The organism is Paraburkholderia sp. JHI2823 (assembly GCF_038900695.1).
In the GTDB taxonomy this organism is placed as follows: Bacteria; Pseudomonadota; Gammaproteobacteria; order Burkholderiales; family Burkholderiaceae; genus Paraburkholderia; species Paraburkholderia mimosarum.
In genome coordinates this window covers 157,346-182,661 of the sequence record NZ_JAYMRY010000007.1, presented here as the reverse complement: position 1 = coordinate 182,661, position 25,316 = coordinate 157,346, and the positions used below count along the sequence as shown (strand labels likewise).

Annotated in this window: 22 protein-coding genes; 11 read left to right on the top strand and 11 right to left on the bottom strand. The window is 64.4% G+C overall.

The annotated features are described in order from the left end of the window. The first annotated feature begins 110 nt into the window (after positions 1 to 110). Positions 111 to 1,013, top strand: coding sequence for a LysR family transcriptional regulator (locus tag VSR34_RS11080; protein ID WP_342962513.1), 903 nt, complete (start codon positions 111 to 113; stop codon positions 1,011 to 1,013). 10 nt (positions 1,014 to 1,023) lie between these two features. On the opposite strand, the gene VSR34_RS11075 is transcribed toward VSR34_RS11080, so the two are convergent. From VSR34_RS11075 to VSR34_RS11060, 4 genes are all read right to left on the bottom strand, one after another. After that, the gene (locus VSR34_RS11075) at positions 1,024 to 1,425 is read right to left on the bottom strand and encodes a hypothetical protein (protein WP_028211274.1); all 402 of its coding nucleotides are present in this window, start codon (positions 1,423 to 1,425) and stop codon (positions 1,024 to 1,026) included. A 146-nt stretch (positions 1,426 to 1,571) separates the two neighbouring features. Then, on the bottom strand, positions 1,572 to 2,879 hold the full coding sequence (locus VSR34_RS11070) for a chloride channel protein (RefSeq protein WP_342962493.1): 1,308 nt from the start codon (positions 2,877 to 2,879) through the stop codon (positions 1,572 to 1,574). An 89-nt stretch (positions 2,880 to 2,968) separates the two neighbouring features. Then, positions 2,969 to 3,388 (bottom strand): MarR family transcriptional regulator, encoded by a 420-nt coding sequence (locus VSR34_RS11065; protein WP_342962492.1) that lies wholly within the window; start codon positions 3,386 to 3,388, stop codon positions 2,969 to 2,971. Between the two features lie 442 nt (positions 3,389 to 3,830). Next, a complete protein-coding gene (locus tag VSR34_RS11060; protein ID WP_028230205.1) occupies positions 3,831 to 4,097 on the bottom strand; it encodes a hypothetical protein in 267 nt (88 codons plus the stop codon). A gap of 397 nt (positions 4,098 to 4,494) precedes the next feature. Here VSR34_RS11060 and VSR34_RS11055 point away from each other — a divergent pair, with 397 nt between their 5' ends. Further along, entirely contained in the window at positions 4,495 to 5,613 is a 1,119-nt protein-coding gene (locus VSR34_RS11055) for a radical SAM protein (protein WP_051381304.1), read from the top strand. 74 nt (positions 5,614 to 5,687) lie between these two features. On the opposite strand, the gene cls is transcribed toward VSR34_RS11055, so the two are convergent. The 3 genes from cls to VSR34_RS11040 all read right to left on the bottom strand — a co-directional run bounded on the left by cls (position 5,688) and on the right by VSR34_RS11040 (position 9,380). Further along, positions 5,688 to 6,959, bottom strand: coding sequence for a cardiolipin synthase (gene cls, locus VSR34_RS11050; protein ID WP_028230206.1), 1,272 nt, complete (start codon positions 6,957 to 6,959; stop codon positions 5,688 to 5,690). 141 nt (positions 6,960 to 7,100) lie between these two features. Continuing rightward, positions 7,101 to 8,684, bottom strand: coding sequence for an alpha/beta hydrolase (locus tag VSR34_RS11045; RefSeq protein WP_342962491.1), 1,584 nt, complete (start codon positions 8,682 to 8,684; stop codon positions 7,101 to 7,103). Positions 8,685 to 8,897: 213 nt separating this feature from the next. After that, on the bottom strand, positions 8,898 to 9,380 hold the full coding sequence (locus VSR34_RS11040; protein WP_028211280.1) for an OsmC family protein: 483 nt from the start codon (positions 9,378 to 9,380) through the stop codon (positions 8,898 to 8,900). Positions 9,381 to 9,527: 147 nt separating this feature from the next. On the opposite strand from VSR34_RS11040, the gene VSR34_RS11035 reads away from it, so the two are divergent. Next, entirely contained in the window at positions 9,528 to 9,728 is a 201-nt protein-coding gene (locus tag VSR34_RS11035; RefSeq protein WP_306303683.1) for a hypothetical protein, read from the top strand. Continuing rightward, the gene (locus tag VSR34_RS11030) at positions 9,725 to 10,168 is read left to right on the top strand and encodes a GNAT family N-acetyltransferase (protein ID WP_306303682.1); all 444 of its coding nucleotides are present in this window, start codon (positions 9,725 to 9,727) and stop codon (positions 10,166 to 10,168) included. Before VSR34_RS11035 ends, VSR34_RS11030 begins: the two co-directional genes overlap by 4 nt. A 13-nt stretch (positions 10,169 to 10,181) precedes the next feature. On the opposite strand, the gene VSR34_RS11025 is transcribed toward VSR34_RS11030, so the two are convergent. Continuing rightward, complete coding sequence (locus VSR34_RS11025) at positions 10,182 to 11,756, bottom strand: EAL domain-containing protein (protein ID WP_028230208.1); 1,575 nt, start codon at positions 11,754 to 11,756, stop codon at positions 10,182 to 10,184. A gap of 535 nt (positions 11,757 to 12,291) precedes the next feature. Between VSR34_RS11025 and VSR34_RS11020 the strand changes: the two genes are divergently transcribed. Continuing rightward, entirely contained in the window at positions 12,292 to 13,779 is a 1,488-nt protein-coding gene (locus VSR34_RS11020) for a sensor histidine kinase (protein ID WP_028230209.1), read from the top strand. Between the two features lie 50 nt (positions 13,780 to 13,829). Here VSR34_RS11020 and VSR34_RS11015 read toward each other — a convergent pair whose 3' ends face one another. After that, positions 13,830 to 14,327: a thioesterase family protein gene (locus VSR34_RS11015; RefSeq protein WP_028211283.1), complete on the bottom strand. Its 498-nt coding sequence runs from the start codon at positions 14,325 to 14,327 to the stop codon at positions 13,830 to 13,832. Between the two features lie 286 nt (positions 14,328 to 14,613). Between VSR34_RS11015 and VSR34_RS11010 the strand changes: the two genes are divergently transcribed. Next, positions 14,614 to 15,588: a response regulator gene (locus VSR34_RS11010; RefSeq protein ID WP_342962490.1), complete on the top strand. Its 975-nt coding sequence runs from the start codon at positions 14,614 to 14,616 to the stop codon at positions 15,586 to 15,588. Here VSR34_RS11010 and VSR34_RS11005 read toward each other — a convergent pair. Next, the gene (locus VSR34_RS11005; RefSeq protein ID WP_342962489.1) at positions 15,585 to 17,366 is read right to left on the bottom strand and encodes a methyl-accepting chemotaxis protein; all 1,782 of its coding nucleotides are present in this window, start codon (positions 17,364 to 17,366) and stop codon (positions 15,585 to 15,587) included. The two genes, VSR34_RS11010 and VSR34_RS11005, sit on opposite strands and share 4 nt — an antisense overlap. Before the next feature lie 169 nt (positions 17,367 to 17,535). Next, positions 17,536 to 18,561 carry a LacI family DNA-binding transcriptional regulator gene (locus VSR34_RS11000; protein ID WP_028230211.1) on the bottom strand — a complete coding sequence of 342 codons (1,026 nt, stop codon included), beginning with the start codon at positions 18,559 to 18,561 and terminating at the stop codon, positions 17,536 to 17,538. A gap of 189 nt (positions 18,562 to 18,750) precedes the next feature. On the opposite strand from VSR34_RS11000, the gene ugpC reads away from it, so the two are divergent. The 5 genes from ugpC (at position 18,751) to VSR34_RS10975 (ending at position 25,280) form a co-directional block, all read left to right on the top strand. Next, complete coding sequence (ugpC, locus tag VSR34_RS10995; RefSeq protein WP_028230212.1) at positions 18,751 to 19,923, top strand: sn-glycerol-3-phosphate ABC transporter ATP-binding protein UgpC; 1,173 nt, start codon at positions 18,751 to 18,753, stop codon at positions 19,921 to 19,923. Positions 19,924 to 19,957: 34 nt separating this feature from the next. Further along, complete coding sequence (locus VSR34_RS10990) at positions 19,958 to 21,967, top strand: beta-galactosidase (RefSeq protein ID WP_342962488.1); 2,010 nt, start codon at positions 19,958 to 19,960, stop codon at positions 21,965 to 21,967. An 83-nt stretch (positions 21,968 to 22,050) separates the two neighbouring features. After that, positions 22,051 to 23,313 carry an extracellular solute-binding protein gene (locus tag VSR34_RS10985; protein ID WP_028211289.1) on the top strand — a complete coding sequence of 421 codons (1,263 nt, stop codon included), beginning with the start codon at positions 22,051 to 22,053 and terminating at the stop codon, positions 23,311 to 23,313. A 155-nt stretch (positions 23,314 to 23,468) separates the two neighbouring features. Then, positions 23,469 to 24,407: a sugar ABC transporter permease gene (locus tag VSR34_RS10980; RefSeq protein ID WP_342962512.1), complete on the top strand. Its 939-nt coding sequence runs from the start codon at positions 23,469 to 23,471 to the stop codon at positions 24,405 to 24,407. Between the two features lie 21 nt (positions 24,408 to 24,428). Next, complete coding sequence (locus VSR34_RS10975; protein ID WP_028230215.1) at positions 24,429 to 25,280, top strand: carbohydrate ABC transporter permease; 852 nt, start codon at positions 24,429 to 24,431, stop codon at positions 25,278 to 25,280. Positions 25,281 to 25,316: the final 36 nt, after the last annotated feature.

Below are 25,316 nucleotides of genomic sequence, written 5' to 3'. Positions count from 1 at the left end.
GCGGCTATACATTTATGTATGGCGTCGGACTGGACGCCTGCCAGCCATACACGGGTAGTGCAGACCCGGTGATAACCACGAGACCAGAAACGATGGATGACGCTCGAAAGATGCCTGTCACGGCCGGAAACGAACCGAATTGGGAGTGGTACCGAAGTTTTCTGCGGGTCGTCGAGACCGGCTCGCTGTCGGCAGCAGGACGCTCGCTCGGTCTCACGCAGCCGACTATCGGACGCCACATCGAAAGCCTCGAAACCGCGCTGGGGCTCAAGCTCTTTACGCGCTCGTTCGATGGGTTTTCGCCGACCGACGCTGCCCATGAATTGAGGCCATATGCCGAGAGCCTTGCTGCGACCACTGCCGCGTTGCGCCGGGTGGCGAGCGGTCATGGATCGGGCGTCCGGGGCACGGTACGGCTCACGGCGAGCGAGATCGTCGGCGTCGAGGTTCTGCCGCCGATACTGGCCGCACTGCGCAACGACCATCCGGAACTGACCATCGAACTTGTGCTGTCGAACAAGGCGGACGATCTGTTGCGGCGCGAAGCGGACATTGCGGTGCGCATGTTTCGTCCCGTCCAGGAGGCGCTGGTGGCGAAGCGCATCGGTGGGATCGAAGTCGGTCTGCACGCTCACGAAAACTATCTGGCCCGCCATGGTGTGCCGAAATCGATGAGCGAGTTGTCTCGCCACGCGCTCATCGGCTTCGATGTGGAAACCGAATTCATTCGCTCCGTCCAGAAAAAGAACAAGGCGCTGACGCGAGAGAACTTCGCATTCCGGGCGGATAGCGACCTCGCTCAATTGAGTGCCATACGCGCGGGATTCGGTATTGGCGCGTGCCAGGCGGCCCTGGCGGCGCGAGATTCGAAGCTGGTTAAGGTGCTGCCGAAAGCCTTTTCCCTGACGTTGGACACGTGGGTCGCCATGCACGAAGATTTGCGCGGGAGCGCTCGCTGCGCGGTGACATTCGCTGCGCTGGCCAAAGGCCTGAGAACGTATATGAACGGATGAGCGAGCCGGGTTATCCGAACAAGCGCACCCATGCCGTGCGTATACGGCGCGCGCGGTCCTCGAACAGGTAGGACGCAGCGAGCGCGAACAGGCCCGAGATGACACCGGTCGCGATGTGTTCGAGCGCATGAAAGCGATAGTGGCTCGTGTGCGAGTAGGCATCGCCTATCGCGGTCAGGGAACCGACGAGCAGGGCGTTGCCATAGCGATTCGCGTACCACCTCGCCGCCGGCGTGAAGGTCAGCAGCAAGGCCAGCACGCCGGTGAGCAGCCCGGTCTTGAACGCGATCGCCCAGTGGGCAACGCTCATGACGTTGCCCCAGCTCCCCGGCATACAGGTCATGCACGCGCTGGTGGGTTGCCAGAAACGCTGGATGAACAGTCTGAAGCGGCGTTTCCATTCGCTTCCCATGGCGTACTCCACAATGTCCGGTGGGCGATCCCGCCGAAATCATACATCGCGAGCGCAAGGTGGCGCGGAGCCTGACGCGCGCTCCCGAGCATGCGGTGCTTTTTGGGAAAGGCGATATTTGACTGATGAATGCCTGCTGGCGCGCGTCAATGCTTCAAATAACGGTGCGCCAGGGCTTCGTAAAGCGGCGGCGCGAACAGCTTCGATATCTGGCTCGACACGAGCGCCGTCGCCATCAGCGAAATCACCAGCGCGTGCCCGTCGATCATTTCAATGACGATGACAAAGGCCGTGATCGGGCTTTGCGTGACGGCGGCGAGATAGCCGACCATGCCGAGCGCAATGAGCATCGGCAATTGCATCTGCCCGAACACCATGTGTAAAGCGTTTCCAATGCCCGCCCCGATCGCGAGGGACGGCGCAAAGATGCCGCCGGGCGTGCCCGGCAGATACGAGCCCACCATCGACGCCATTTTCAGCACCGGATAGACGGCGCCGAGGTGCGAATGGCCTTCGAGCATGTTGCGCGCTTCGGCATAGCCGCTGCCGAACAGGTGGCCGCCGCTCGCCACGCCGATTACGGCGATGAACAAGCCGCACACCGCACCGAACGCCACGGGACGCTCCCTTCGGAGTGCGAATAACTGTGGGGGCATCCATCGCCCGGTGTTGAGCAGAAGCCAGCAGAACACGCCGCCCGCAAGGCCCGTGATCAGGCCGACCAGTACGACCGCGACGGCGAGGAGATCAGGCAGTTTGCCAGCGATGGCTATCCTGCCGAAGTAGACATAGTTGCCTTGCAGCCCCAGCGAGACGACGCCTGCAAAGATGATCGCCGTGATGACGACGCCACTGGTTCTTGCCTCGAAGCTGCGCGTGAGCTCCTCGATCGCGAAGACGACGCCGGCGAGCGGCGCATTGAACGCCGCGGACAGGCCAGCGGCCGCGCCCGCGAGCGCGAGCTTGTATTCGAGGCCGACGCTGTAAATGCTGCGCAGCCGCGATGGGTAAAAGCGCCGCAGGCTGAACATCAACGCGGCGCCCACATGGATCGTCGGTCCTTCGCGGCCGATCGTGAATCCGCCGAGGATGGCGAGGAACGACAAGGCGATCTTGCCGATCAGGATGCGCAGCGTGAGCAGGCGTGGTCCGAGTTCGCGCACGTCGTCCAGCGTTGCAATGACCTGCGGGATGCCACTGCCTTCCGACCCGGGAAACCAATGGAGCGTGGCCCAGACGCTGAACGCGGCGATCGCCGGCGTGATGAGGAGCGGCAACCACCAGTTGTGGGCGGTCGCCTGCAAAAAGACGTCGAAGCCGTAGTCGATGAGCCGGGCGTAGAGGACCGCCACGAGCCCGGTGGCGATTGCGCCGAGCCAGAACACGCCGAAGTACATCCAGCGCCGTTGGCTGCGTTGAAGCGTGCGGCGGTCGATGAATCTGAGAAATCGCATGGAGGCGCCGGGAAAATGCCATTTAAGGCACATTGTGACATAAACCGCATCGACCGCCGGCGCAGGCCGCCTGCCTGGTTGGGCGGGCGTTAGCTGTTAGTTTCCTCGAACACCCAGCCAAATGCGCCATAAATCGCTTTGTGTTCGGCCGCGAGTGCGAGCAGAAACTTTTCGCCCCGCGGCGTGAGATGCACTTGCACCTGGCGCCGGTCGGCGGGATCGGGCTTGCGCGTCACGAGCCCCGCCGATTCGCAGCGCGAAACGAGCGCCGCCGTGCCGTTCGGTGCCGCCTGCAACCGCTCGGCGAGTTCGCCGACGGTCGCCCATTGCCGGTCGGGAAAGCCGCATACGTGCAGCAGCAACTGATATTGAAGCGTCGTGATGCCGGCCGCGTTGGCGATTTCCTCGGAAGCCCGCAGGAACTTGCGCAGGTCGTACCGGAATGTCGACATGGCTTCGAGGTCGCGCTTTTCCGCAAGTGTAAGTCTGGTTGATTTGCCCGAATTCATGTGCCGTTCCCGATGCATTGCCCGCCATGCCGCAACGTTCGTTGCCGGGCGAGGCGCTTGCGCGGCAGCGGGACTTTAGCGGCAGGCCCGTGGCCGAAGAGGTTATCACGCAGATGGCTGGCGGCATCCGTCGCGCGCTTGACGGGCTTTCACATCGCCACGACGAGACGGCGCACAGGGGCAGGCTGGCTATCGTGACTAGCCATAACGGGGCAGGACACGCAGCATGCGGGAATGTCGGCGCATGGCGTTCCCGCAATGGACGATGAAGGGCGGGTCGCGACCCTGTGCATCGTCTTGCGGTCGGAAGAAGGGTAATAGCCGGTCGCGCAGCGTAAGCTGAACTCAAACGCCCCCTTCTTCGAGGGGGGCGTTGATTCCAGCAGCTATCCAGCAGTTATCCAGCAGCTACCGCGGACTTCCCGGCTGGACGGCGCGCCGACTAGTGTCCATGCGCCTCGCGCAACCCGGCGTCTTTTTGAAGTCGCCGAGCGCGGGTGCCGACATGGAGCCCTGCCGAAACGACAAACAGGACGCCGGCGAAAGGCCAGATATAGATGGCGAGGGAGAAGGACAGCCAGCACGCATCCTGCGGGGGATACGTCCCTAGCGCCCACAAGAGGCAGGCAACTGGCAACATCAGCAGGCACAGCGCCGACCAATTCAGAAAAGCGGCGGCCCTTGCTTTCTTGAGCGTCTCAGTTTGCATGCCGGGCTCCATAGGGAATGGCATGGGACATAGAGTCGCACGCCGGGCATCGCGCGAATACTTGGTGAAATCCCTGGCGCACCTCGGGCCGATGCGAGCGGCACGCAATGGCATGCACGCCGCATGAGGCGCGGGCGTGCGCCACCGGCTGTAAGTCCACCGTCAAGTTGCCGTAAACGGTCCTCGCCACAAGCCGTCGCCTTGCGCGTGCGCCGGTCAGAACACCTAACGACAGATCGCGCTACGATGCGAAACATCGCGCGAGCCAAGGCTTGCGACATGTCCGGCAACGAATTCGCCCGGCGTGCACAGGGAAGGCGCCATGCTTTCCGATGGCGGACCGGCGTATCGGGAAGAGACACGGCGGACGAGACGAGATGGACAAGACGAGGCTGACATGAACGTATCGGCATCCCCCGGTGTTGCAGTGCCAGGCAATGCGCTTCCGGCCATTTGCGACATTTCGGTCACCAACGTCTGCAACGCGGCTTGCGACTTCTGCGGCTTTGCCCGCGACAAGAAACTCGTGGGGCCAAGACGCTACCTGGACCGCGAAGCGTTTGCACGCGCGTTGCCGATATTGCGGCGAAGGCATATCAAGTACGTCACGTTTCAGGGCGGCGAGCCGCTCTTGCATCCGCATATCGTCGAACTCGTCGAATCGGCCACGCAGGCCGGCATGGTATGCAGCCTCATCTCCAACGGCTGGTTTCTCACCCGGCATATCGAGGCGCTCGCGCGCGCGGGGCTCAAGCGTCTGCTCGTGTCGATCGACAGCCACAGCATGCTCGAGCATGAACTCAATCGCGGACTGAACGGGCTCGAGCGGCGTATCACCGAAGGCGTTACGGCCGCACGCGCGCACGGTATTCCCACCTGTGCCACGGTCACGGTCAGCCGCCTGGTCCGGTATGACGCGCTACCGGAAACGCTCGCGAGACTCGGATTCGACGCCGTCGCGTTTTCCTATCCGCGGCGCGAGCCGTTCGGATCGACATCGCTCGTCTACGACGAAGCGTCGACGCTGGTCGATCTCGACAAGGATGAAATAGTCGATGCATTGCACGCGATTGCCGGTATGAAGCGTCATTTTCGCGTGGTCGATCCCGCCGGCGCGCTGGCCGAGGTCGAGCGATTCGTGCGCGGCGAAGAACAGCGCGTACCGTGCATCGGCGGGCGAAAGTACTTCTATATCGACTGGAATCTCGACATCTGGCGCTGCGAGGCGTGGTCGGCGCCCATGGGTTCGGTATTCGACCTCGATCGCATGCCTGACGAGACGCAACCCTGCTACGCCTGCATGATGGCCTGCTATCGGCATGGGAGTGTGCTGATGCATGGAGCGATCGCCGCAGCCGACGCATACGAGGCTGTCAAGCACGGCCATGTGGGGGCGGCGGTGAGCGCGCTGCGTCAGCGCGGTGTGATGTACTCCTTATGGTCTCTCTCGACCGAGGCGCTGCCTAGACAGGTTTTCAGACGCAAGCCGAGAACCATTGCCCCCGCCTCCAAATAGGCAGGGAACTTTGGCTCACCAAGCCTGATCGGCGAATCGCGGTCCCTGGCGGCCGCTCGCGGCGCAACCAGGCGTCAAAGTTGCGGATCGAGCAACGCAATAGCGCGTTCCAGCAGCTTTTCGACGAGCGGGCGGCTGCGCCAGGCGTCGAACGTGATGCGTTTCGCGTGTTTCAGGTCGCTGTCGAAAATCGCCGTCTGCCGGCGCGCGAAATCGCGGTCGTAGATGTTGAGATTGGCTTCGTCGTTGAGCTTGAACGAGCGGCTATCGAAGTTGGTCGAGCCGACCGACACCAGATACTCGTCCACGATAATCACTTTGCAGTGGAACATCGTCGGCTGATATTCGTATATCTCGACACCGGCCGCGAGCAGGTCGCCCCAGCATGCGCGCGATGCCTCGCGCACGGTGTGGGTGTCGATCCGCTTGCCGGGCGTGATGATGCGCACCTTCACGCCGCGCTTCGCGGCCTCGACGATCGCGTTGATCGTCAGCTTGTCCGGCACGAAGTACGCGCTCGACAAGTCGATGGAGCAGGTCGCAGCGGTGATCGCCATGAGGTACATCAGCTCCATGTCGTCGCTGCCGCCCGAGGGCGAACTGCTGAACATGTGCGCGAGCCCGTTGCCGACCGGGTCGATCGCCGGAAAATACTGCGGGCCGTGCAGTACGTTCCCCGTCGATTTGACCCAGTTGTCCATGAACACCGCCTGCATCTGGCCGACCACCGGTCCTTCCACGCGAAAGTGCGTGTCACGCCAGTGTTTCTCGTCCTGCGCATGGCCGGTCCATTCTTCGGCGATGCCCACACCGCCCGTGAAGCCGATGTGCCCGTCGATCACCAGCAGCTTGCGGTGCGTGCGGTCGTTCAGGCGGCCGAGACCCGTCCAGTGCGGCTTGTGATACAGGACGATTTCCGCGCCCGCCTCGCGCAGCATCTGCAGATAGCGCTTGTCCATTTTCGACGAGCCGACCCAGTCGAGCAGCACATGCACCGCGATACCCGCGCGCGCCTTGTCGGAGAGCGCATGCGCGATTTCCTCGCCGATCGCGCCGGACCAGTAAATGAAGGTTTCGAAGGTGATCGTGCGCTGCGCCGAGCGAATGCCCTGCAGCATCGACGGGAAGATCTCGTCGCCATTCACCAGCACTTCGAAGCGGTTGCCCCCGATGACGGGCGGCCCGAGCAGCAGCCCCATCGAGCGGGTGAACTGGGGATCGTCGCTTGCATACAGCCGTTCGATCTTGTGCTCGATCTTCTTCTCGCCGCTCGTCAGGTTGGCGATCACGAATACGACGACGAGCGTCACCGCGATAGTCGCGACAATCAGGGCAATCGTCGGCATGCATGGGCCTCGCGTTGGCGAACATGAGTCCGGAACCGCAAGTGTACGTGCGTTCCGGGCAAGCCGTTCGCCCTGCGTGAGACGATTGCCGCACGCCCGATCGACGAGGGTTGACCATTCCTCGTCGATGCGATCGTTGGATCAGAAGTTGCTGAAGAAGCCGCGCGCCGCGACCATGCAGAAAGGCGCGACGATGTCGCCGTGATAGGCCTCGAGCACGGCGGAAAAGCCGTTATCCGTTGCGCCGGCCTGAACAGCCTGCGCGGCGACCGCGGCCCTGGCCTCTGCGAAGCCGGCCTTGACCGCGGCAAACGGGTCGTTCACGCCCGGAGCCGAATCGACGTCGAGGACGTTGGTCAGGCCCGGCGCGACGTGGGCGTTTTTCCAGTACGCCTGCTCGATCTGCGCATTGAAGAAGAACACCGTCGGATCGAGATGGCCGCCGCAGAGAAGCACCGGCGCGCGCGGCACCCAGTTGCGCAGATCGTTGCGCCTGAACGCCTGGCGCAGCGGCTGGGCCGGACTCGCAGCCGGCGCCATCGCGGCGGTCGGCGAGGGATATGCGCCATCCGGATTGACGATCTGGTCGTCGAGGATGCTCAGTCGATACGGGTTACGCACGAGATTGGACGTGCCGAATCCCGACGCGAATAGCGGCGTCAGCTCAGGGGGCGCAAGCGGCGGCGCAGCGGGCGGCGTGAGCGAAGCGAACTGGGGCGCGGGCGGCACGCTGCTGAAAAGCTGCGTGGAGGGCAGTTTGCCTTCGGCGAACAGCGCATCCATCGACGTGACGCTCGGCAACAGGTTCTCGATGCCCGGCGCATAGGCCGCCTCGAAAAAGTCGCCCGGCTGACGATAGATGTTCCCATACGCATGCTGGTAACTCATGGTCGCCAGCACCGTAAAGATCGTGGAGCCGAGGTCGACTTCTCCCTGAACGAGGGCGTCGGCCATTGCGCCGAGCGCATAGGGCCCCGAGCCGGGTGCGGACGCCGTGACGTTGATGCCGGCCGCCTGCAATGCTCGGTGCGTGGCGAGCGCCACGTAGCCGCCTTGCGAATAACCGGTCACGAACAGCTTGCCGTTTTCCCGGGTCTTGTTGCCCGGGCCCGGAAGGGCCATCGCGAGCCGCGCCGCGCGCAGTGAATCGATCACGTCGGCCGATTGCTGGTCGCCGTTCAGATAGGGGTGATACGGCAACGGTGAACCCGAATAGCCGGCATAGTTGCTCGCCACCACGATATAGCCTTGCGCCGCGTAGATCGCGGCCACGGCGATGCCTTCGCCCGCGCCGTCGCCGTTGTTCGGATCCGTCTGGGTGATGTCGGCGATGTTGTAGTTGCGATAGGTCGTCGTTCCGTGCGCGTACAGCATGAGGGGGCGCCCACCCGTGCACGCTGCCCGGCCCCCCGGGATCATGAGCGCTGCGCTCGATATCGTGGGTTCGCCCGCGCCACCTGTCGTGCGGTAACGAAAGTAGCGGATTTCGACGTCGCAGCGCGGCGTGCCGGCAACCTGGAGCAACTGTTGGCCGCTCGCGCTGCTGCCCAGCAGTTTCGTGAAATCGCTCGCGCCCAGCCGCAGGGTCGTGCTCTGCTCGACCAGCTGACCGCGGTAAAGGCAGCTCGCACCGCCGCAGGTCGAATCCGCCTGCACGATCACGCTTGCGCTCGACAAAGAGAAAGTCAGCAGTGCCAAACCCGCATTTCGCATCGCTCGTTGCATCTCACACTCCGTTCTTGTTGGTCTTCGGAAAATGGGGCTGCCTTCCAGAGTCCATGGAGTATAGGTAAACGAAAATGCCGGCTGTCAAATCGTTGTGGTGGCAATCTTCCGATGAAACGTCCGATGAGAACGTGGCGTAGCGTTGATCGGTGTGAACAATGATGGAGCGCGCCACCAAGTGGGAAGAGCCGAGCCCGAGGCGCGCTCTGGCTATCAGGAAGCCGGCGCGGCCACTTCGATGGTTGGCTCGCAAGTAATCGGAAACTTCACCGAGTTCGCGACGTAGCACTGATCGTGCGCCGCGTGATGCAACCGCTCGGCGAGGCTGCGGTCGTCGCTCGCGCGGATCGTCACGCGAGGGCGCAATACGATCTTCGTGAAGGCGCCGTGTTGCGCTGTATCGGCCATCGTGCCTTCTGCGTTGTCCTCGTAGGCGAGCACCGCGATGCCGGCATCGGCGCACAGGTGCAGATACCAGAGCTTGTGGCATGCCGCGGCCGAAGCCACGAGCAGGTCCTCGGGATTCCAGCGCGCGGCGTCGCCGCGAAAGGCCGGGTCCGCCGAGCCGGGAATATCGGGTTTGCCGCTCGCGCGGATGACGTGATCGCGGCCATACTCGCGATAGCCCGAGGTGCCGCTGCCGCGATTGCCCGTCCATTGAACCGAAACGCGGTAGGTGTGCTCGCCGTGCGCCATGTTGTCTCTCCACTAGATCGAACTTCGGGGCGCTCATTATGACAGCGTGATTCGGCAACGCGTATCGCCCTGTTTTTTACGACATTTTTTCTTGTGGCGCTTGCGGCCCAACTCTAGACTGCGTGCATCGAAACGACTGGAGGCGCCATGTCGACCTCGCGTGCAACCCAGCGCATGGATGAGCGGACTACCTTCGTTCAGCCCGGAATCGGCCGGCTCGCGCTGCGGCGCTTCGATCCGCGCCACGATTCCTGGGAGGCGCTCACGCGTTTGCTGCATCGCGCGTTTGCACGCCTCGCGTCGCTCGGGTTGCACTGTTTCTGCGCGCCGATCAGGCCGCGAGCATGACACGCGAGCGCGCGCTGGCGGGCGACTGTTTCGTCGCCGTGTGCAACGGCAGGATCGTCGGTACGTTGACGGTTGAAGGGCACGACAGCAGTTCGCATTGCGAATATTATCGCCAGCGCAGCGTTGCTTCGGTCCATCAATTCGATATTGAGCCAAAATGGCAGAGCCGCGGCATCGGCCGCGCGTTGCTCGCGTTCGCGGGGCATTGGGCGGCTGCGCGCGGCTACACGCAAATCGCACTCGACACGCCGTTTGCCGCCGATCACCTCGTTGCGTTCTATCGCGCGCAAGGCTTCAGTCTCGTCGATGTCGTGCGCTTTGCGGGTCGGGGCTACGATAGCGCCGTGTTCGGCAAGGCAGCGGCGGTGCGCGGCGGGCTGGCGCCTGCGCATCTGCCCGGCGAGACATCGCGCGCGGTGTCGTACAGTCCGCACGCATGAACGAGCACGAGACTCACGCCTTTTGCATCGGTGCGGCTTCGCGCTCCAGATAGTGCAGAAATTCGTCGGGGGGCATGGCCTTCGCATAGCGCCAGCCCTGCGCGTACTGCACGCCGCGCTCGCGTAGATAGTGCGCTTGCGCCTCGGTCTCCACGCCCTCGGCAACGATCGCGAGGCCGAGGCTGCGCGCCATTTCGATGATGTGCGGGACGATCTTGTTCAGTTCCTCACCATCCGGGAGCGGGCCGATGAACGACCGCTCGATCTTGATGCCGTCCACCGGCAGTTCGTGCAGATACGAAAGACTCGAATAGCCGGTGCCGAAATCGTCGATGAACACGCGGTGCCCGGCCGTGCGAAACGCCTCGAGAACCGGTGCCGAAATGGCCGTGTCCATGAGCGCGCGCTCGATCGCTTCGAACCAGATCTGCTCGGGACGCACCGCATATTTCGCAAGTGCGGCGTTCAGCGTGTCGAGCACGCGCATGCCGCCCAGGTCGTCGCCCGCAAGATTGATCGAGACGTGCAGATCGGGGCGCCGGGCGAGCAGCGCGCCCACGCCTTCGAACACGGAGCGCACGATCTCATCGGTAACGGGTTGGATGAGCCCGAGCGATTCAGCCATCGGAACGAACGTGTCTGGCGTGACGAAGGTGCCGTCTTCGAGCTTCCAGCGTGCCAACGCCTCGGCGCCGACGCAGCGGCCGCTTTCGAGCGAGACGATCGGCTGCAGCCAGGCCACGAACTGGCGCCGCCGGACGCCCTCCAGGATTGCGTGGCGCGGCGTGCGCAGCTTGTGGCCCCAGCGCAGCACGAGCCACGTGCCGAGCGCACTCAGGACGAGCGCCCACGGAAGAGCAGTCCGGAGTTGTGCGAACAGGTTGGCGCGCAAGCGGTCCTCGGGCTCATAGGCCACCACGGCGATGGGAAAGCGCTGCGAGCGCACGGCGATGTAATAGCGTCCGTCGAAATACAGGCTGGCGGCTTGGCGCTGCAGCGCCGCGCGCGCGAGTCCTGCGTCGGCGTGCGGTGAGCGCGAGATGACGACGCCGTCCTGCGTTTCGAGCACGGCGAGCGCGATGGTGTCGTCGAGCGGCACGATGTCGAGGTAGAAGCGCGGGTCGATTACGACGACGTGATTGCCGAGGCGCACGTTGAGCATGCGTTGCTCGTTGCCACGCTGACCGCCCTCGGTTTGCCACGCGGTGACGTCCTGTCCATAGGTCCATTCTGGCGGCGGCAATACGACGTCGACGTTGCCGCGCTGCGCGGTGCAGCGCAGGCGGACACCGTCCGTCCAGCCGACCTCGCGTATGTACCGAAACTGTTCCTCGGCTTCGCGCAGAGCCTGCAGATGCTCGTTCGAGCACGGCGTGCCGTCGTACGGCTCCAGATGGCGCAGGGCCTCCACGACTTCGGCGGTCACCTGGTCGGCGCGCAGCAGCGCGCGGCTCGAAAAGGCGTCGATCTGCTGGCGGAGCTGGCGTTCGGAAGCAGCGTTGGACACGTACAGGGCCCCCGTGAGCGTGGCCAGGACGGCGAAGGACACGGCGCAGAATGTCGTCAGGGCGGTGAGTCGGGGGCTCATGGCGTACGGTCGGGCTCCGGCGGCGCGAACGAAGGCGGCAGGTCGACGGCGTGCGTCAGGTGCCCTTCGCCGATCGTCGTTGCCGATGGTAGCGTCTTTCGCGGCCCGGCGACGCGCTGCTGTCCGGGCGTGAGCGCGCAAGCGAAACGCTCGCCGGGTTTGCGCGCATGCCCGGCGCATGAGGGTGCCCGGCTATTGCACGGGCGCAGATCCGGGTGCCGTCGAGCGCTCTCAATCAGGATCAAGCGGCATCAATCAGTATCAAGCGCGCGCCGCATCGATTGGGAATCCTCTGCAAGAACCCGATCGCGGTGGTTCAGCGCGCATCGCGAGGGGGCCTTTGGGAGGAATTTTTTGCCGCAACAGCAATTAGCGGCGATAATCGGCAAATTCGGTTCGATTGGCGCGTAATTTTGATGCATCGCGCATTGGGTGGCGAAATATCACCCCGTATCGGACATCGGGCGCACGGGGAAGCTGCACGAAACGCGCCGCACCAACAGGTCGGTAAGAACAAGAACCCACGCGACAGACTATGTATTCGATCCTGCCTGCGTTCGTTTCCGCATTATTTCTCGGATTCGGCGTCTACGTGCTTCTGACCGAGGGCTTCACGCGCCTCTCGGTGCCGTTCGCCTTGATGTGCGCAACCACGTTCTTCTGGCAGGGCACGTGGGCCTTTCTGTTCCAGACTTCCGACCCGGAACTCTCCAGTGTGCTGGTGAAGGTCGGTTACTTCTTCATCCTCTTTCTGCCCACGACGTTCTATCACTTCGTGACCGAAGTGAGCGCCCGGCGCGGCGAACGCGCGTGGCTCATCGGCTCCTGGGTGCTGAGCGCACTGCTTGCGGCGCTATTGCTCCTGAGCGACGCCGTGGTGGACGGCTATGGCACGTTCTTCTTCGGCAAGTATCCGAAGGCGGGTGCGCTGCATCCCGTGCACGTCGTGCAAACGGTGCTGCTCGCGTGCCGCAGCGCATGGCTGCTTTTCTTCGCACGCCGGCAGTCGCAGGCGCACGATCGTCGCAAGCTGCTCGATCTGTGCGTTTTCAGCCTCGGCTTGTACGCGCTGGCGGCCACCGATTACGCCGTGAACTACGGGCTCGCGTTCTATCCCGTGGGCGCCGTGTTCATCGCCATCAGCCTCGGCATACTCGCGGTCACGATCGTGCGTTACGGCCTCATGCGGCCGTACCTGATCGCGGCCACCGTGGCGCACGAGGTCGCCACACCGCTCGCGGCCATCGGCATGCACGCGGAAGAAATCGGCAACGTGCTCCCCGAACTCATGCGCGGCTACCAGTTGGCCGTGCAGCATCAGTTGTGCGTGGATGGGCTGTACCCGGGGCAGTCGGAGCGGCTTTCCTCGCTTGCCACCTCGATCCGCCGCCAGGTGGACAGCACGAGCACCGTGGTCGAGATGTCGCTGGCCTCGTTCACGCTCGACCGGCTCGACCGCCGCAGCTTCGAGACCTACCCGGTGCGCTCCTGCGTGAACGCCGCGCTCGAGCGCTTTCCGTTTCGTGCCGGCGAACGCGATATGGTGCGGGTTGCGCCTATCGACGCGCAACTGAGCTTTTCGGGCTCGGATTCGCTCGTGGTGTTCGTGCTCTTCAACCTGCTCAAGAACGCGCTCTTCGCGATCCAGGCGGAGATCGCCGAACGAGGCGACAAGGCGAGCGCCTACGAAGGCCGCGTTGAGATTGCCGCGACGAGCGAATCGGGTTGGTGCGTGCTGCGCTTTTCCGATAACGGCTGTGGCATTCCCGCCGATATTCTGCCGCGCGTTTTCGATCCGTTCTATTCGACCAAGTCGCACGGGCGCGGCACCGGCATGGGTCTCACGTTTTGCCGCCGCGTGGCCGAGGCGCTGGGCGGCACGATCGCCTGCGAGTCGGAGCCGCACGTTCACACGACCTTCACGATCCGGCTGCCCGAGCCCGGCACGAGCGCCGACCGCGCGCTGCACGATGCGCCGGCGAAGCCCCGCCGCTGGCCGGCGGGGCAGGACTTTGCAGGCTAGTTCATCCAGCCGGATTCAGTCCGCCTTTCGAACCGCCCGGTTGCAATTGCTTAGTTCGAACCCGATGGCAGGATCAGCTCGTACTCTTTCACGCGCTCGACGATGCCGGGCGGAAAGCGGCGAATGCGCTTGTCGGTGCCGGCAAAGAGAATCTGCTGATAACCGAGCGAAACGGGCCGCCCGTCCACGCAAAAGCGGAACACGAGATACGCCGAGCACTGACGCACCTGGAAGGTGTTCATGTAGCAATCCACGCGCTGAAACGGAAACGTCTCCTGCACGTATTCCTGGTGCGCGCGTTTGGTGACGAACACGCCGCCGGCCGCGAGCAGGTTGTTGTGGATGCACTCATGAAACCAGCGCTCGCGGCAGATGCCCTGCCACTCGAAATAGCGGGCGAAATACGTGTTCATGAAGGCGTTCGAGTCCTTCAGGTAGATATCGATGACGTGGTGGAACGTTTTGGTCGGCGTGGCTTCCATGATTTCGTCGGAGAATCCGGCGGTGCCACGGGAAAGGACGGCGGGAATGGATTCGCGTGCGTACATCAGTATGACTCCAGATAGGGGCTGCAAGCGGCAGCCGCGCATGGCTCCCCGAAAAGGGAGGCATGCGCCATTCTCTTCGTGTTCTTCTTTGATCAATATCGTGCCCCTCACATACGTAAGTGCGTTCATGCTCGCTGGGTGCGATAACGTTTGCGCAAACGGGTTTCGCACGGCGAACGGTTGCATCGGGTTGCTGTGCAAAGGCGTCACACCGCATAATCGCCAGGGTTGACTTGCGGCACGGCACTTGCCGCATGAAGTGCAGCGCGCTTAACCGAGATCGAGCATGAGTTCCATCGTCAGACAGCCGGTTTATCATCCCGTCTCCGTCGTTTTCCTCGACGACAGTGCGGATTTTCTCTACGCGCTGCGCGGGCTGTTTCCCGGAGCCGGCACGGACCGCTATTTCACGAGCGCGCACGAGGCGCTAGCTTTCGTCGCTTCGCACGAGGCCCGGCAGCGTGCGCGCAATCCCGCGTCGGGGCCCGCATGGTCCGAGTTCGAGAAGAAAGGCGGCAACGCCCTTGGCGAGGATGTAATGGCCGACACGGCGCGCTTTGAGGATATCGCCGCGCTCGTGGTGGACTATGAAATGCCCGCGATGACCGGCATCGAATTTCTCGCTGCGGCGCGGGACCTGGCGTGTACGCGCATCCTGCTCACGGCCACGGCCGACGAATCGCACGCGGTGGAGGCGTTCAACGCGGGGCTCATCGACTTCTACGTGAAGAAGACGGATCCCGCCATGACGCGCAAGCTGCGCGGCGCCATCGACGACGCCAAGCGCAAATTCTGCGCGCGGCGCGGCCATATCGGCGTGCATGGGGTGGGCGCGGTCTACGCGAACCGGCGCGCGGCCGATGTGCTGCACGAACTCGCGCAGCGCGAGCGCATTGTCGAATACTACTGGCGGCCCGAGCAGAACGCGGTGCTGACCTTCGACGCCGAAGGCAACGCCGGCGTGTTCCTCGCGTGGGACAGCCGCGACTGGGCGGCGCAATGCGACGTCGTTACCGACGAAGGCGGCCCCGCTGCGCTGCGCGAAGCAATGGCGGCGCGGCGCGTCATGCCCGTGTACTGGCCGCACGAGGCGTATCGTCCCGGCATGTCGCAGTTGGCGTTCGCGACGCCGCAGCCGGTGCCGGGACTCGACGACACGCATACGAGCTGGACCCGTATCGACGATGCGCGGCTCGCGCCGGAGTTGACGACGTTCGCGGCGTGGCGCGCGGCGCAGGGCGCGAACCGAAGCCGCTTCTAGAACGTTTCCCAGTCAGCGGTGTCGTTCGATGCCATCGCCACGGGCTTCGCTGCGGCTGCCGTGGATGTGGCCGCCACCGTTGCCATTGCAACATTCGTGGCGTTGCGCGCGGGCGCGCTTCGGGCCGGCTTGGCAGTAGCTGCCGGACGCTTGAGCGGGGCGCTCACCACTGCCGGTCCGCCAGCGCTGGAACGCGCGGCACGCGCACTCTCAAAAGGCGCCGCCATCGATGCATCATGCGCCGCGACCCGGAACACCGTCACGACATCGCGCAGCCCGTCCGATTGCGCGGCCATCGACTGTGCCGCGGCCGAGGCTTCCTCCACGAGCGCCGCGTTCTGCTGCGTCACTTCGTCCATCTGCGCGACGGCGCGGTTCACCTGCTCGATGCCGGTGTGCTGTTCCTCGGAAGCCGCCGCGATTTCGCCCATCAGGTCGGCCACGCGGCGCGCCGACATCACCACCTCGTCGATCGTCTTGCCCGCTTCGTCGACGAGCTTCGTGCCTTGCGCCACCTGCGCCACCGACTGCCCGATCAAGTCCTTGATCTCCTTGGCAGCCGTCGCGCTGCGCTGCGCGAGGCTGCGCACTTCGCCCGCCACGACCGCGAAGCCGCGGCCCTGGTCGCCGGCGCGCGCGGCCTCCACGGCGGCGTTGAGCGCGAGAATATTCGTCTGGAAGGCAATGCCGTCGATCACGCCGATGATCTGCTCCACGCGCTGCGAGCTGCTCGAGATCTCGTTCATCGTCTCGACCACGCGGCGTACGACCTCGCCGCCGCGCGCCGCGACTTCCGATGCGTTGACGGCCAGCGTGTTGCCCTGGCGCGCATTGTCGGTGTTGTGTTTGACCGTGGTCGTGAGTTCTTCGATGCTGGCGGCCGTTTCCTCGAGCGAGGCGGCCTGCTCCTCGGTGCGCGAGGAAAGATCCATGTTGCCCGCCGCGATTTCCTTCGCGCCCGTCGTGATCGATTCCGCCGATGTCTGAATGCGCTGCACGGTCTCGACGAGCCGGCGCTGCATCTGGTGCATCGAATGGAGCAGGCTGTGCTGGTCGCCGGTCGCGAGATCCACGCGCGCCGTGAGATCGCCTTCGGCAATGCGCTGGCAGATGGCCGATGCATATTCCGGCTCTCCGCCCAGGCTGCGGCGGATCGTGCGAATGAGCCACATGAGGCCGAGCGTCACCGCCGCGCCGATCACCGTCACGAGCACGAGGTTGCTGATCAGCGCGCTGCGGAAGGCGTCGTCGATATCGTCGGTATAGATGCCGGTGAACAGGTGCCAGTCCCAGTCCGGCACGAAGGTGGAATACGTGATCTTTTCCACCGGCGCGCTCTTGCCGGGCTTGGGCCACAAGTAGCTGGCGTAGCCGTCGCCGCCCGAGGAAGAACTCTTGACGATCTCGACGGCGACGTGGGTGCCGCGCGGATCGGTCGTGTTCGCCTGGCTCTTGCCTTCCATCTCTGGCTTGGGCGGCACGAGCAGCGCGACTGCGTTGCTGTCGTAGATGCCGAAGTAGCCGCTGTTGTCGTCGCCGTAGCGCATGCTGCGCAAGGTGGCGATGGCGAGGCGTTTGGCGTCGTCGGCGCTCACGTGGCCGGCGGCCGCTTCCTTCTGGTAGTACGAGACCACGCCCATTGCCGTTTGCGTTTCCTGCTCGACCAGCTGCTTGCGGTCGGTGAGCATGCCCGAACGCGTGATGAAGGCGTTGGCCACCACCAGCACGACGAGCGCGACCCACAGGAGCGCGACGATGCTCCAGGCTTTCTGATTCAACGTTGTTCGCTTCACGGTCGTTCTTCTCCAGCCGTTCTCTGTTGTTGTTCCTGGCGGTGCGCTGCTGCAGCGCCACCGTCTTTAACGGATGGTTCGGGAAGAAACTAAAGGTTTGCTTAAACGTTCTGTGATTCCGGCCTGGATTTCGATGCCGAACCTTGCGTTTGCCTTACTTGCGAGGCGCCGCCGTCGAAGCCCGCACGACTAGCCGCGGCGCCGAAACCACGCATACCCGCGAGGCCGCACCCGCGGCCGAATGCGGCGCTTCGACCAGCTCCGTGAGCAGTTCGACAGCCCGCTCCGCTGCCTCGACCGTTGCGACCGCAACGGTCGTGAGCGCGGGCCGCGATTCGCGCGCAAGTTGAATGTCGGTGATCCCGACCACGGAAAGATCGCGCGGTACGTTGAGCCCGAGATCGGCGGCGGCCTGCATCGCGCCGAGCGCGGGCAGATCATTGGTCGCGAAGAGGGCAGTGAGATCGGGATGCCGCGCAAGCAGCTCGCTCGCGGCCGCGTAGCCGCCCTGGGTGGTATCCGGCGCATGGCGCACGGGCGCGCCTGCGCCGTCGAGCCCGGCAGCCTGCAGGGCCGCGACGAAGCCTTCATGGCGCGCCGCGTGAATGCCGGAGACCTTGCTGCCGACGATCGCGCCCATGCGCCTGTGCCCGAGCGTCAGCAGATGCTGCGCGGCAAGCTCGCCCGCAAGGCGAAAGTCCACGGCGACGCAGGGCAGGCCGGGCGGATCGAGCGGGCGCTCCCACATGCACAGCACCACGGGCGCGCCGCGCCGCATGGTGGCGCGCAAATCGGAAAAATCGAGGTTCGCGTTCATCACGAGCACGCCCGCTGAAAGCGTGCCCGCGATCTGTTCGAGGTAAGCACGGCCCTTTTGCGGGTCGCCGTCGGTGTTGCAGATGATGAGGAAGCGCCCGCTGCGCCGCAGCGCATTCTCCACGGCGAGCGCGAACTCCGGGTAGAACGGGTTCGCGATGCTCGACACCATGAGCGCGATGGTCGGCGGCCGCCCCTCGGCGAGCGCGCGGGCCGAGAGGTGGGGGCGATAGCCGAGCGCCTCGACCGCTTCGAGCACCCGTTGGCGCGTAGCCTCGCCCACGCGCCCGCGCTCGCGCAAGACGTTCGAGACAGTGGCGGGCGTGACGCCGGCGCGGCGCGCGACTTCGTTCAGGGTCGCCATGTAATCTCAGAATATGGGAAGGTCATTCAACATTTGCATGATCGTCACGCCCACTGCAACATTGCCCCGACAATCAAAACGATTACCGGAGACAAGCCAGCCAGGATCGCTACGGCGATCGCTTTTTTAAGGCTGCTGATTAAGCGCTTAATCTCCGTGTCGTGCTGATTAGAACATGGAGACGGGACGATGGCGAGCATTTCGTTACGCGGCGTTCAGAAGGCATACGGCGAGAACGCGCCGGTGATTCGCAACGTCGATCTTGAGATCGGCAGAAACGAGTTCTGTGTATTCCTCGGCCCTTCGGGCTGCGGCAAGTCCACGCTGCTGCGCATGATCGCGGGCCTCGAAGACGTGACCGATGGCGACATCTCCATTGGCGGCACGCTCGTGAACGATGTGCCCGCCGCGCAGCGCGGCGTAGCCATGGTGTTTCAGAGCTACGCGCTGTTCCCGCACATGACCGTGTACGAGAACATGGCGTTCGGCCTCAAGCTCGCAAAGACGCCGAAGGCCGAGATCGATCGCAAGGTGCGCGAGGCCGCGCGCATTCTTCAGCTCGAAGCGCTGCTCGAGCGTCATCCCAAGGCGCTTTCAGGCGGACAGCGCCAGCGCGTGGCGATTGGCCGCGCGATCGTGCGCGAGCCCGGCGTGTTCCTGTTCGACGAACCGCTTTCCAATCTCGACGCCACCTTGCGTGGCCAGACCCGCATCGAGATCGCCCGCCTGCATCGCCAGTTCGAGCAGGCGAGCGTGGTGTACGTGACGCACGACCAGATCGAGGCGATGACGCTCGCCGACAAGATCGTCCTGCTGCACAGCGGTAAGGACACCGAACGACATGGGAGCATCGCGCAGGTGGGCGCGCCGCTCGACCTCTATCACCGTCCGGCGAGCCGTTTCGTGGCGGGCTTCATCGGTTCCCCGCGCATGAACTTCCTGCCGGCGCGCGTGGCCGCCATCGAGACGAACGGCGTGAGCGTGACGCTCGACCCAAGCGGCGAAACGGTGCGGCTGCCGGTGCAGGGCGCGCGGCTTGCCGTGGGTGCGCCGGTTACCTTCGGCGTGCGCCCCGAGCATCTGGAACTCGCGGAGGGTGACGCCCCATCGAGGGCATCGAAGGATCATCAGGATACCTTGACGATTGCGCGCGCCGTCACGCTGGTCGAGGAGCTGGGCGAGCACAGCTACGTGCACCTCGATCAGCCGGGGGGAGCCGTGCTCGTCGCCAAGGCCCCCGGTGACGCGCGCCTGCAAAGCGGCAACACCGTGCGGTTCCGTGCGAGCGCGAACGCCTGCCATCTCTTCGCGGAGGACGGCTTTGCCGTCGCGCCGCTCGCCACCATCGATCAAACCGCATGAGAACAGAATGAGAGCTGCGAACGAGGGGACAGGAATGCGTCTTGGAGTCTGTTACTACCCGGAACACTGGCCGGAGGCCATGTGGAAAGACGACGCCGCGCGCATGAAGGCGCTCGGCATCGCGCAGGTGCGCATCGGCGAGTTCGCGTGGAGCCGCATCGAACCCTCGCCCGGCGAATTCGACTGGGGCTGGCTGGACCGCGCGATCGACACGCTCGGCGCGGCAGGCCTGCAAGTGGTCATGTGCACGCCCACGGCCACGCCGCCCAAGTGGCTGATCGACCAGCATCCCGACATCCTGCCCGTAGGCGCCGATGGCCGCGTGCGCGGGTTCGGTTCGCGGCGGCACTACGATTTTTCGTCGCCGGCGTATTTCGAGGCCTCGCGCCGCATTTGCGAGGCGGTCGCCGCGCGCTACGGCCAGCATCCCGCTGTCGCGTACTGGCAGACGGACAACGAGTACGGCTGCCATCAAACGGTGGTCAGCTATTCGCCGGCGGCCGTACGGCGCTTTCGCGAATGGCTCGCGGCGCGCTACGGCAGCATCGAGGCGCTCAACACCGCGTGGGGCACCGTATTCTGGAGCATGGAGTACCGCAGCTTCGACGAGATCGACGCACCCGTGGGCACCGTGACCGAAGCGCATCCTTCGCACCGGCTCGACTACCAGCGTTTTGCTTCCGACGAACTGCAGCGCTACAACCGCATGCAGGTGGACATTTTGCGCGCACATGCGCCGGGCCGGCCCATCGCGCACAACTTCATGCAGCTCTTCATGGAGTTCGATCACTACAAGGTCGCCGCCGATCTCGACGTCGCGGCCTGGGACAGCTATCCGCTCGGCGCACTCGACCAGCAGTGGTTCGCGCCCGACGTGAAGGCGCGCTATCTGCGCACGGGCCACCCGGATTTCGCCTCGTTCAATCATGACGTGTATCGCGGCATGTCGAAGCTGCCGTTCTGGGTCATGGAGCAGCAGCCTGGTCCCGTGAACTGGGCGCAGTGGAACCCCGCGCCGCTGCCGGGCATGGTGCGCCTATGGAGCTGGGAGGCTTTCGCGCATGGCGCGGGCTGCGTGTCGTATTTTCGCTGGCGCCAGGCGCCGTTCGCGCAGGAGCAGATGCACGCGGGCCTGAATACGCCCGATAACCGGCCTGATCTCGCCAGCGCGGAGGCCGCGCGCGTGGCCGGGGAAATCGAGGCGGTGCTCGCGGCGGCAAAGGCGGACCGCGACTTCGACGTCAAGACACCCGTTGCGCTCGTATTCGACTACGAGGCCAAGTGGCTCTTCGAGATCCATCCGCAAGGCGCGGATTTCCACTATCCGCGCTTTGCTGTGGAGTACTACTCGGCGCTGCGCTCGCTGGGCTTCGACGTCGATATCGTGCCGGTGCATGCGCCGCTCGACGGCTACCGGCTCATCGTCGTGCCGCCGCTGCCCATCGTGCCCGACGACTTCGCGCAGCGTCTCGCGGCGTCGGGCGCACAGATCGTAATCGGGCCGCGCACGGGCTCGAAGACCGTCGATCTGCAGATTCCGGCCAACCTGCCGCCGGGGCCGCTCGCGGCGCTGCTGCCGCTGCGCGTGTGGCGCGTGGAGTCGCTGCGGCCGGACATCAGCGAGCCGGTGAAGTTCGATGGGGCTGCCGCGCAGGAAGGCCATGCGCGCCATTGGCGTGACCTGATCGAACTGGGTGGCTCAGTGACGAACGCGGGCGAAAACGAATGGGCCGTGCCGGAGGTTCGCGCGACGTTCGGCGACGGGCATCCCGCTTATGTGAAGAGCGGGGCGGTCCATTACCTCGCGAGCCTGTTCGACGACGCGACCACGCAGGCCGTTTTTGCGGGCGCCGCGCGCGAAGCCGGCCTCGTGCCGCAGCCGCTTGGCGACGCGATACGCGTGAGCCGGCGCGGCGGCTTCACGTGGGTATTCAACTACGGGCCGGGCACGCACACGCTATCTGCGGACATTCCCGACGAGGCATTCGTGATCGGCTCGCGTACGATAGAAGCGCAGGGCGTGAGCGCTTACCGCTCGTCGTGAACGCGCGATGACCCGGCGATGAACGCATCGCCAGTTGCTTCCGGATGCAGCACCGACAACGACGTATAACCAAGGAGACACGCATGATCGGCAAGACCTTCAGACCACGGACCCTGCTCGTTGCCGCAATGCTGGCGGCGGGCGCGCTTGCAGGCACATTCGCGGGTGCCGCGCAGGCCGGCACGCTCACCATGAACATCGCCTACAAGGGCGCGAGCCAGCGCGCCGTTTGGGAACAGGTCGTCGACGAGTTCAAGAAAGCGCACCCGGGCACCGACGTGAAGGTGTCGTTCGTCGATGAAGAAGCGTACAAGGTGCAGCTGCCGAACTGGCTCACGACCGCGCCGCCCGACATCGTGAACTGGCACGACGGCGAGCGCATGGCCTACTACGCCAAGCGCGGCCTGTTCGAAGACCTTTCGGACGACTGGAAGAAGAACAACTGGGACAGCATGTATGCCTCGACGAAGGAGGCCTCGTCGTTCCAGGGCAAGCAGTACGCCGCGCCTACGGTCTACTACTCGTGGGGCATGTTCTATCGCAAGGATCTGTTCGACAAGGCGGGCATCAAGAGCGAGCCCAAGACGTGGAATGAATTCCTCGACGCTGCCAAGAAGCTCAAGGCCGCGGGCATCACGCCGATCGCGGTCGCGGGGCGCGACGCATGGACGCTCGCCGGGTGGTTCGACTATCTCGACTTGCGCCTGAACGGCAACGCGTTCCACCAGAAGCTCATGGCGGGCGAAGTGCCCTACACCGATCCGCGCGTGAAGAAGGTCTACGTCACCTGGAAGCAACTGCTCGACGACGGCGACTTCATTCCCAATTCGCTGTCCTACGATCTCGATGCTGCCCAGCCGTTCCTGTTCCAGGGCAAGGCCGCGATGATGCTGATGGGCACCTTCATCACGGGCGGTTTCAGCCCGACGGTCAAGCAGCAAATGGGCTACTTCCAGTTCCCGATCATCGATCCGAACGTGCCGACCGCCGAAGATGGCCCGGTCGAATCGCTGCATATTCCGGGGAAGGCGAAGAACAAGGCCGATGCGCATGTGTTCCTGGCGTTTACGCAAACGCCGGAGATCGGCTCGCAACTCGCGAAGGGACTCGGTTCGCTTTCGGCCAACAGCAAGTCGCCGGAGCCCGAAGATCCGATTTCGAAGATCGGTTTCCAGATTCTTTCGAATACGAAGGGCGGCATCGCGCAGTTCTATGATCGCGACATGACGAAGGAGATGGCCGACGAAGGCATGAAGGGCATGCAGCAGTTCGTGGCCGATCCGACCAGGCTCGACGCGATTCTCGCGCAGCTCGAGCAGACGCGTCAGCGCATCTACAAGAAGTAAGCAGTTCGAAGGGATGCGGGCGGTGCGTACTTGCGCCGCCTGCTGTGGAGTCGACAAGCTTTGCATGGGACCAGAGTAAGCGCTGAAGCGCCAACTCTGGATCGACAGGAGGTTTTGCCGTGAGACAGGCAGTGACTCACTCCGTTGCGCAGCGCGTGGACGGCGCCGCGCCGCCGGGCGACGCGAGCGGCGCCGTACCGCGCGCAAGCGGACGTGGCATACAACCGCGCCGCCGGGTCTCGCCCACGGCGCGCCGCCAGCGCCGCGCCGCGTGTCTTTTTCTCGCGCCCGCATGCATCATGTTCGCGGTCTACGTGATCTGGCCGATCCTCTCCACGCTGCGTCTTTCGCTCTACAACTGGGACGGCATGAGCGAAGCGAGCTTCATCGGCCTTGCGAACTATATCGAGCTGTTCCAGTCGCCCACGTTCTACACGGCGCTCAAGAACAACGTGATCTGGCTCGTGCTGTTCCTGCTCGCGCCGCCAATGGGTCTTGCGATCGCGCTGTACCTGAACCAGGCCGTGGGCGGCATCCGCATCGTGAAGTCGCTGTTTTTCGCGCCGTTCGTGCTTTCCGGCGTGGTGGTCGGCCTCATCTATTCGTGGTTCTACGACCCCACGTTCGGCCTGCTCGCGATCATCGTGGGGCACGGCATCCCCGTGCTTGGCGACGCGCGCTATGCCACGCCCGGCATCATCTTCGCGGCGCTGTGGCCGCAAACCGCGTACTGCATGATCCTCTATCTCACGGGCCTGACCACGCTCAACAGCGAGCAGATCGAAGCCGCGCGCATGGAAGGCGCGAAGGGCTGGACGATGCTGTGGCACGTGATCCTGCCGCAACTGCGGCCCGTGACGTTCATGGCCGTGGTGGTCACGGTGATCGGCGCGCTGCGCAGCTTCGACCTCATCTCCGTGATGACGGGCGGCGGCCCGTTCGAAAGCTCCACGGTGCTCGCGTACTACATGTACGACCAGGCGATCAAGTATTACCGGCTCGGCTATTCCGCCGCGATTGCCGTCGTGCTGTTCGCGATCATGCTGCTCTATATCGTCTATCACCTGCGCCGCCTGTTGCGCAGCGAGCACTGAACCCGCTACGAGGAGCCGCCTATGTTCCCGATTCCGATCGACAAATGGAAGCCCGCGCCGCGCCGCCTGTACAAGCTCTCGCTGCCGGTGGCGCTGGTGATCTGGCTGCTGCCGCTCATTGCCGTGCTGGTGACCTCGGTGCGCTCCACCGAAGAGCTCAGCGAAGGCAACTACTGGGGCTGGCCGAGGCACTTCGCGATGGTCGAGAATTATCGCGACGCGCTCACGACTTCGCCCATGCTCCATTACTTCTGGAACAGCGTGCAGATCACGCTGCCCGCCGTGGCCGGGGCCATCGCGCTGGCGGCGCTGGCGGGCTACGCGCTCGCGATCTACCGCTTTCCGGGCAATGCGGCGCTGTTCGCGACTTTCGTCGCAGGCAACTTCGTGCCGATCCAGGTGCTGATGATTCCGGTGCGCGATCTCACACTCAGGCTCGGGCTCTACAACACCGTGGGCGGGCTGATCCTCTTTCATCTTTCGTTTCAGACCGGTTTTTGCGCGCTGTTCCTGCGCAACTTCATCAAGCAGTTGCCGTACGAACTCGTCGAAGCCGCGCGCATCGAGGGCGCGAACGAGTGGACCGTGTTCGTGCGCATCGTGCTGCCGCTCATTCGACCCGCACTTGCCGCGCTCGCCATTCTCGTGTTCACGTTCGTGTGGAACGATTACTTCTGGGCGCTGTGCCTGACCCAGGGCGACGACGCCGCACCGATCACCGTGGGCGTGGCCGCGCTCAAGGGGCAGTGGACGACGGCATGGAACCTCGTCTCCGCGGGTTCGGTCCTGGCCGCCCTGCCTTCGGTGATGATGTTCTTCGCGATGCAGAAGCACTTTGTGGCGGGCCTCACGTTCGGCGCGACCAAGGGCTGAGCGAGCGACGGGCGGGGCGGTTTGACTTCGGCGCGG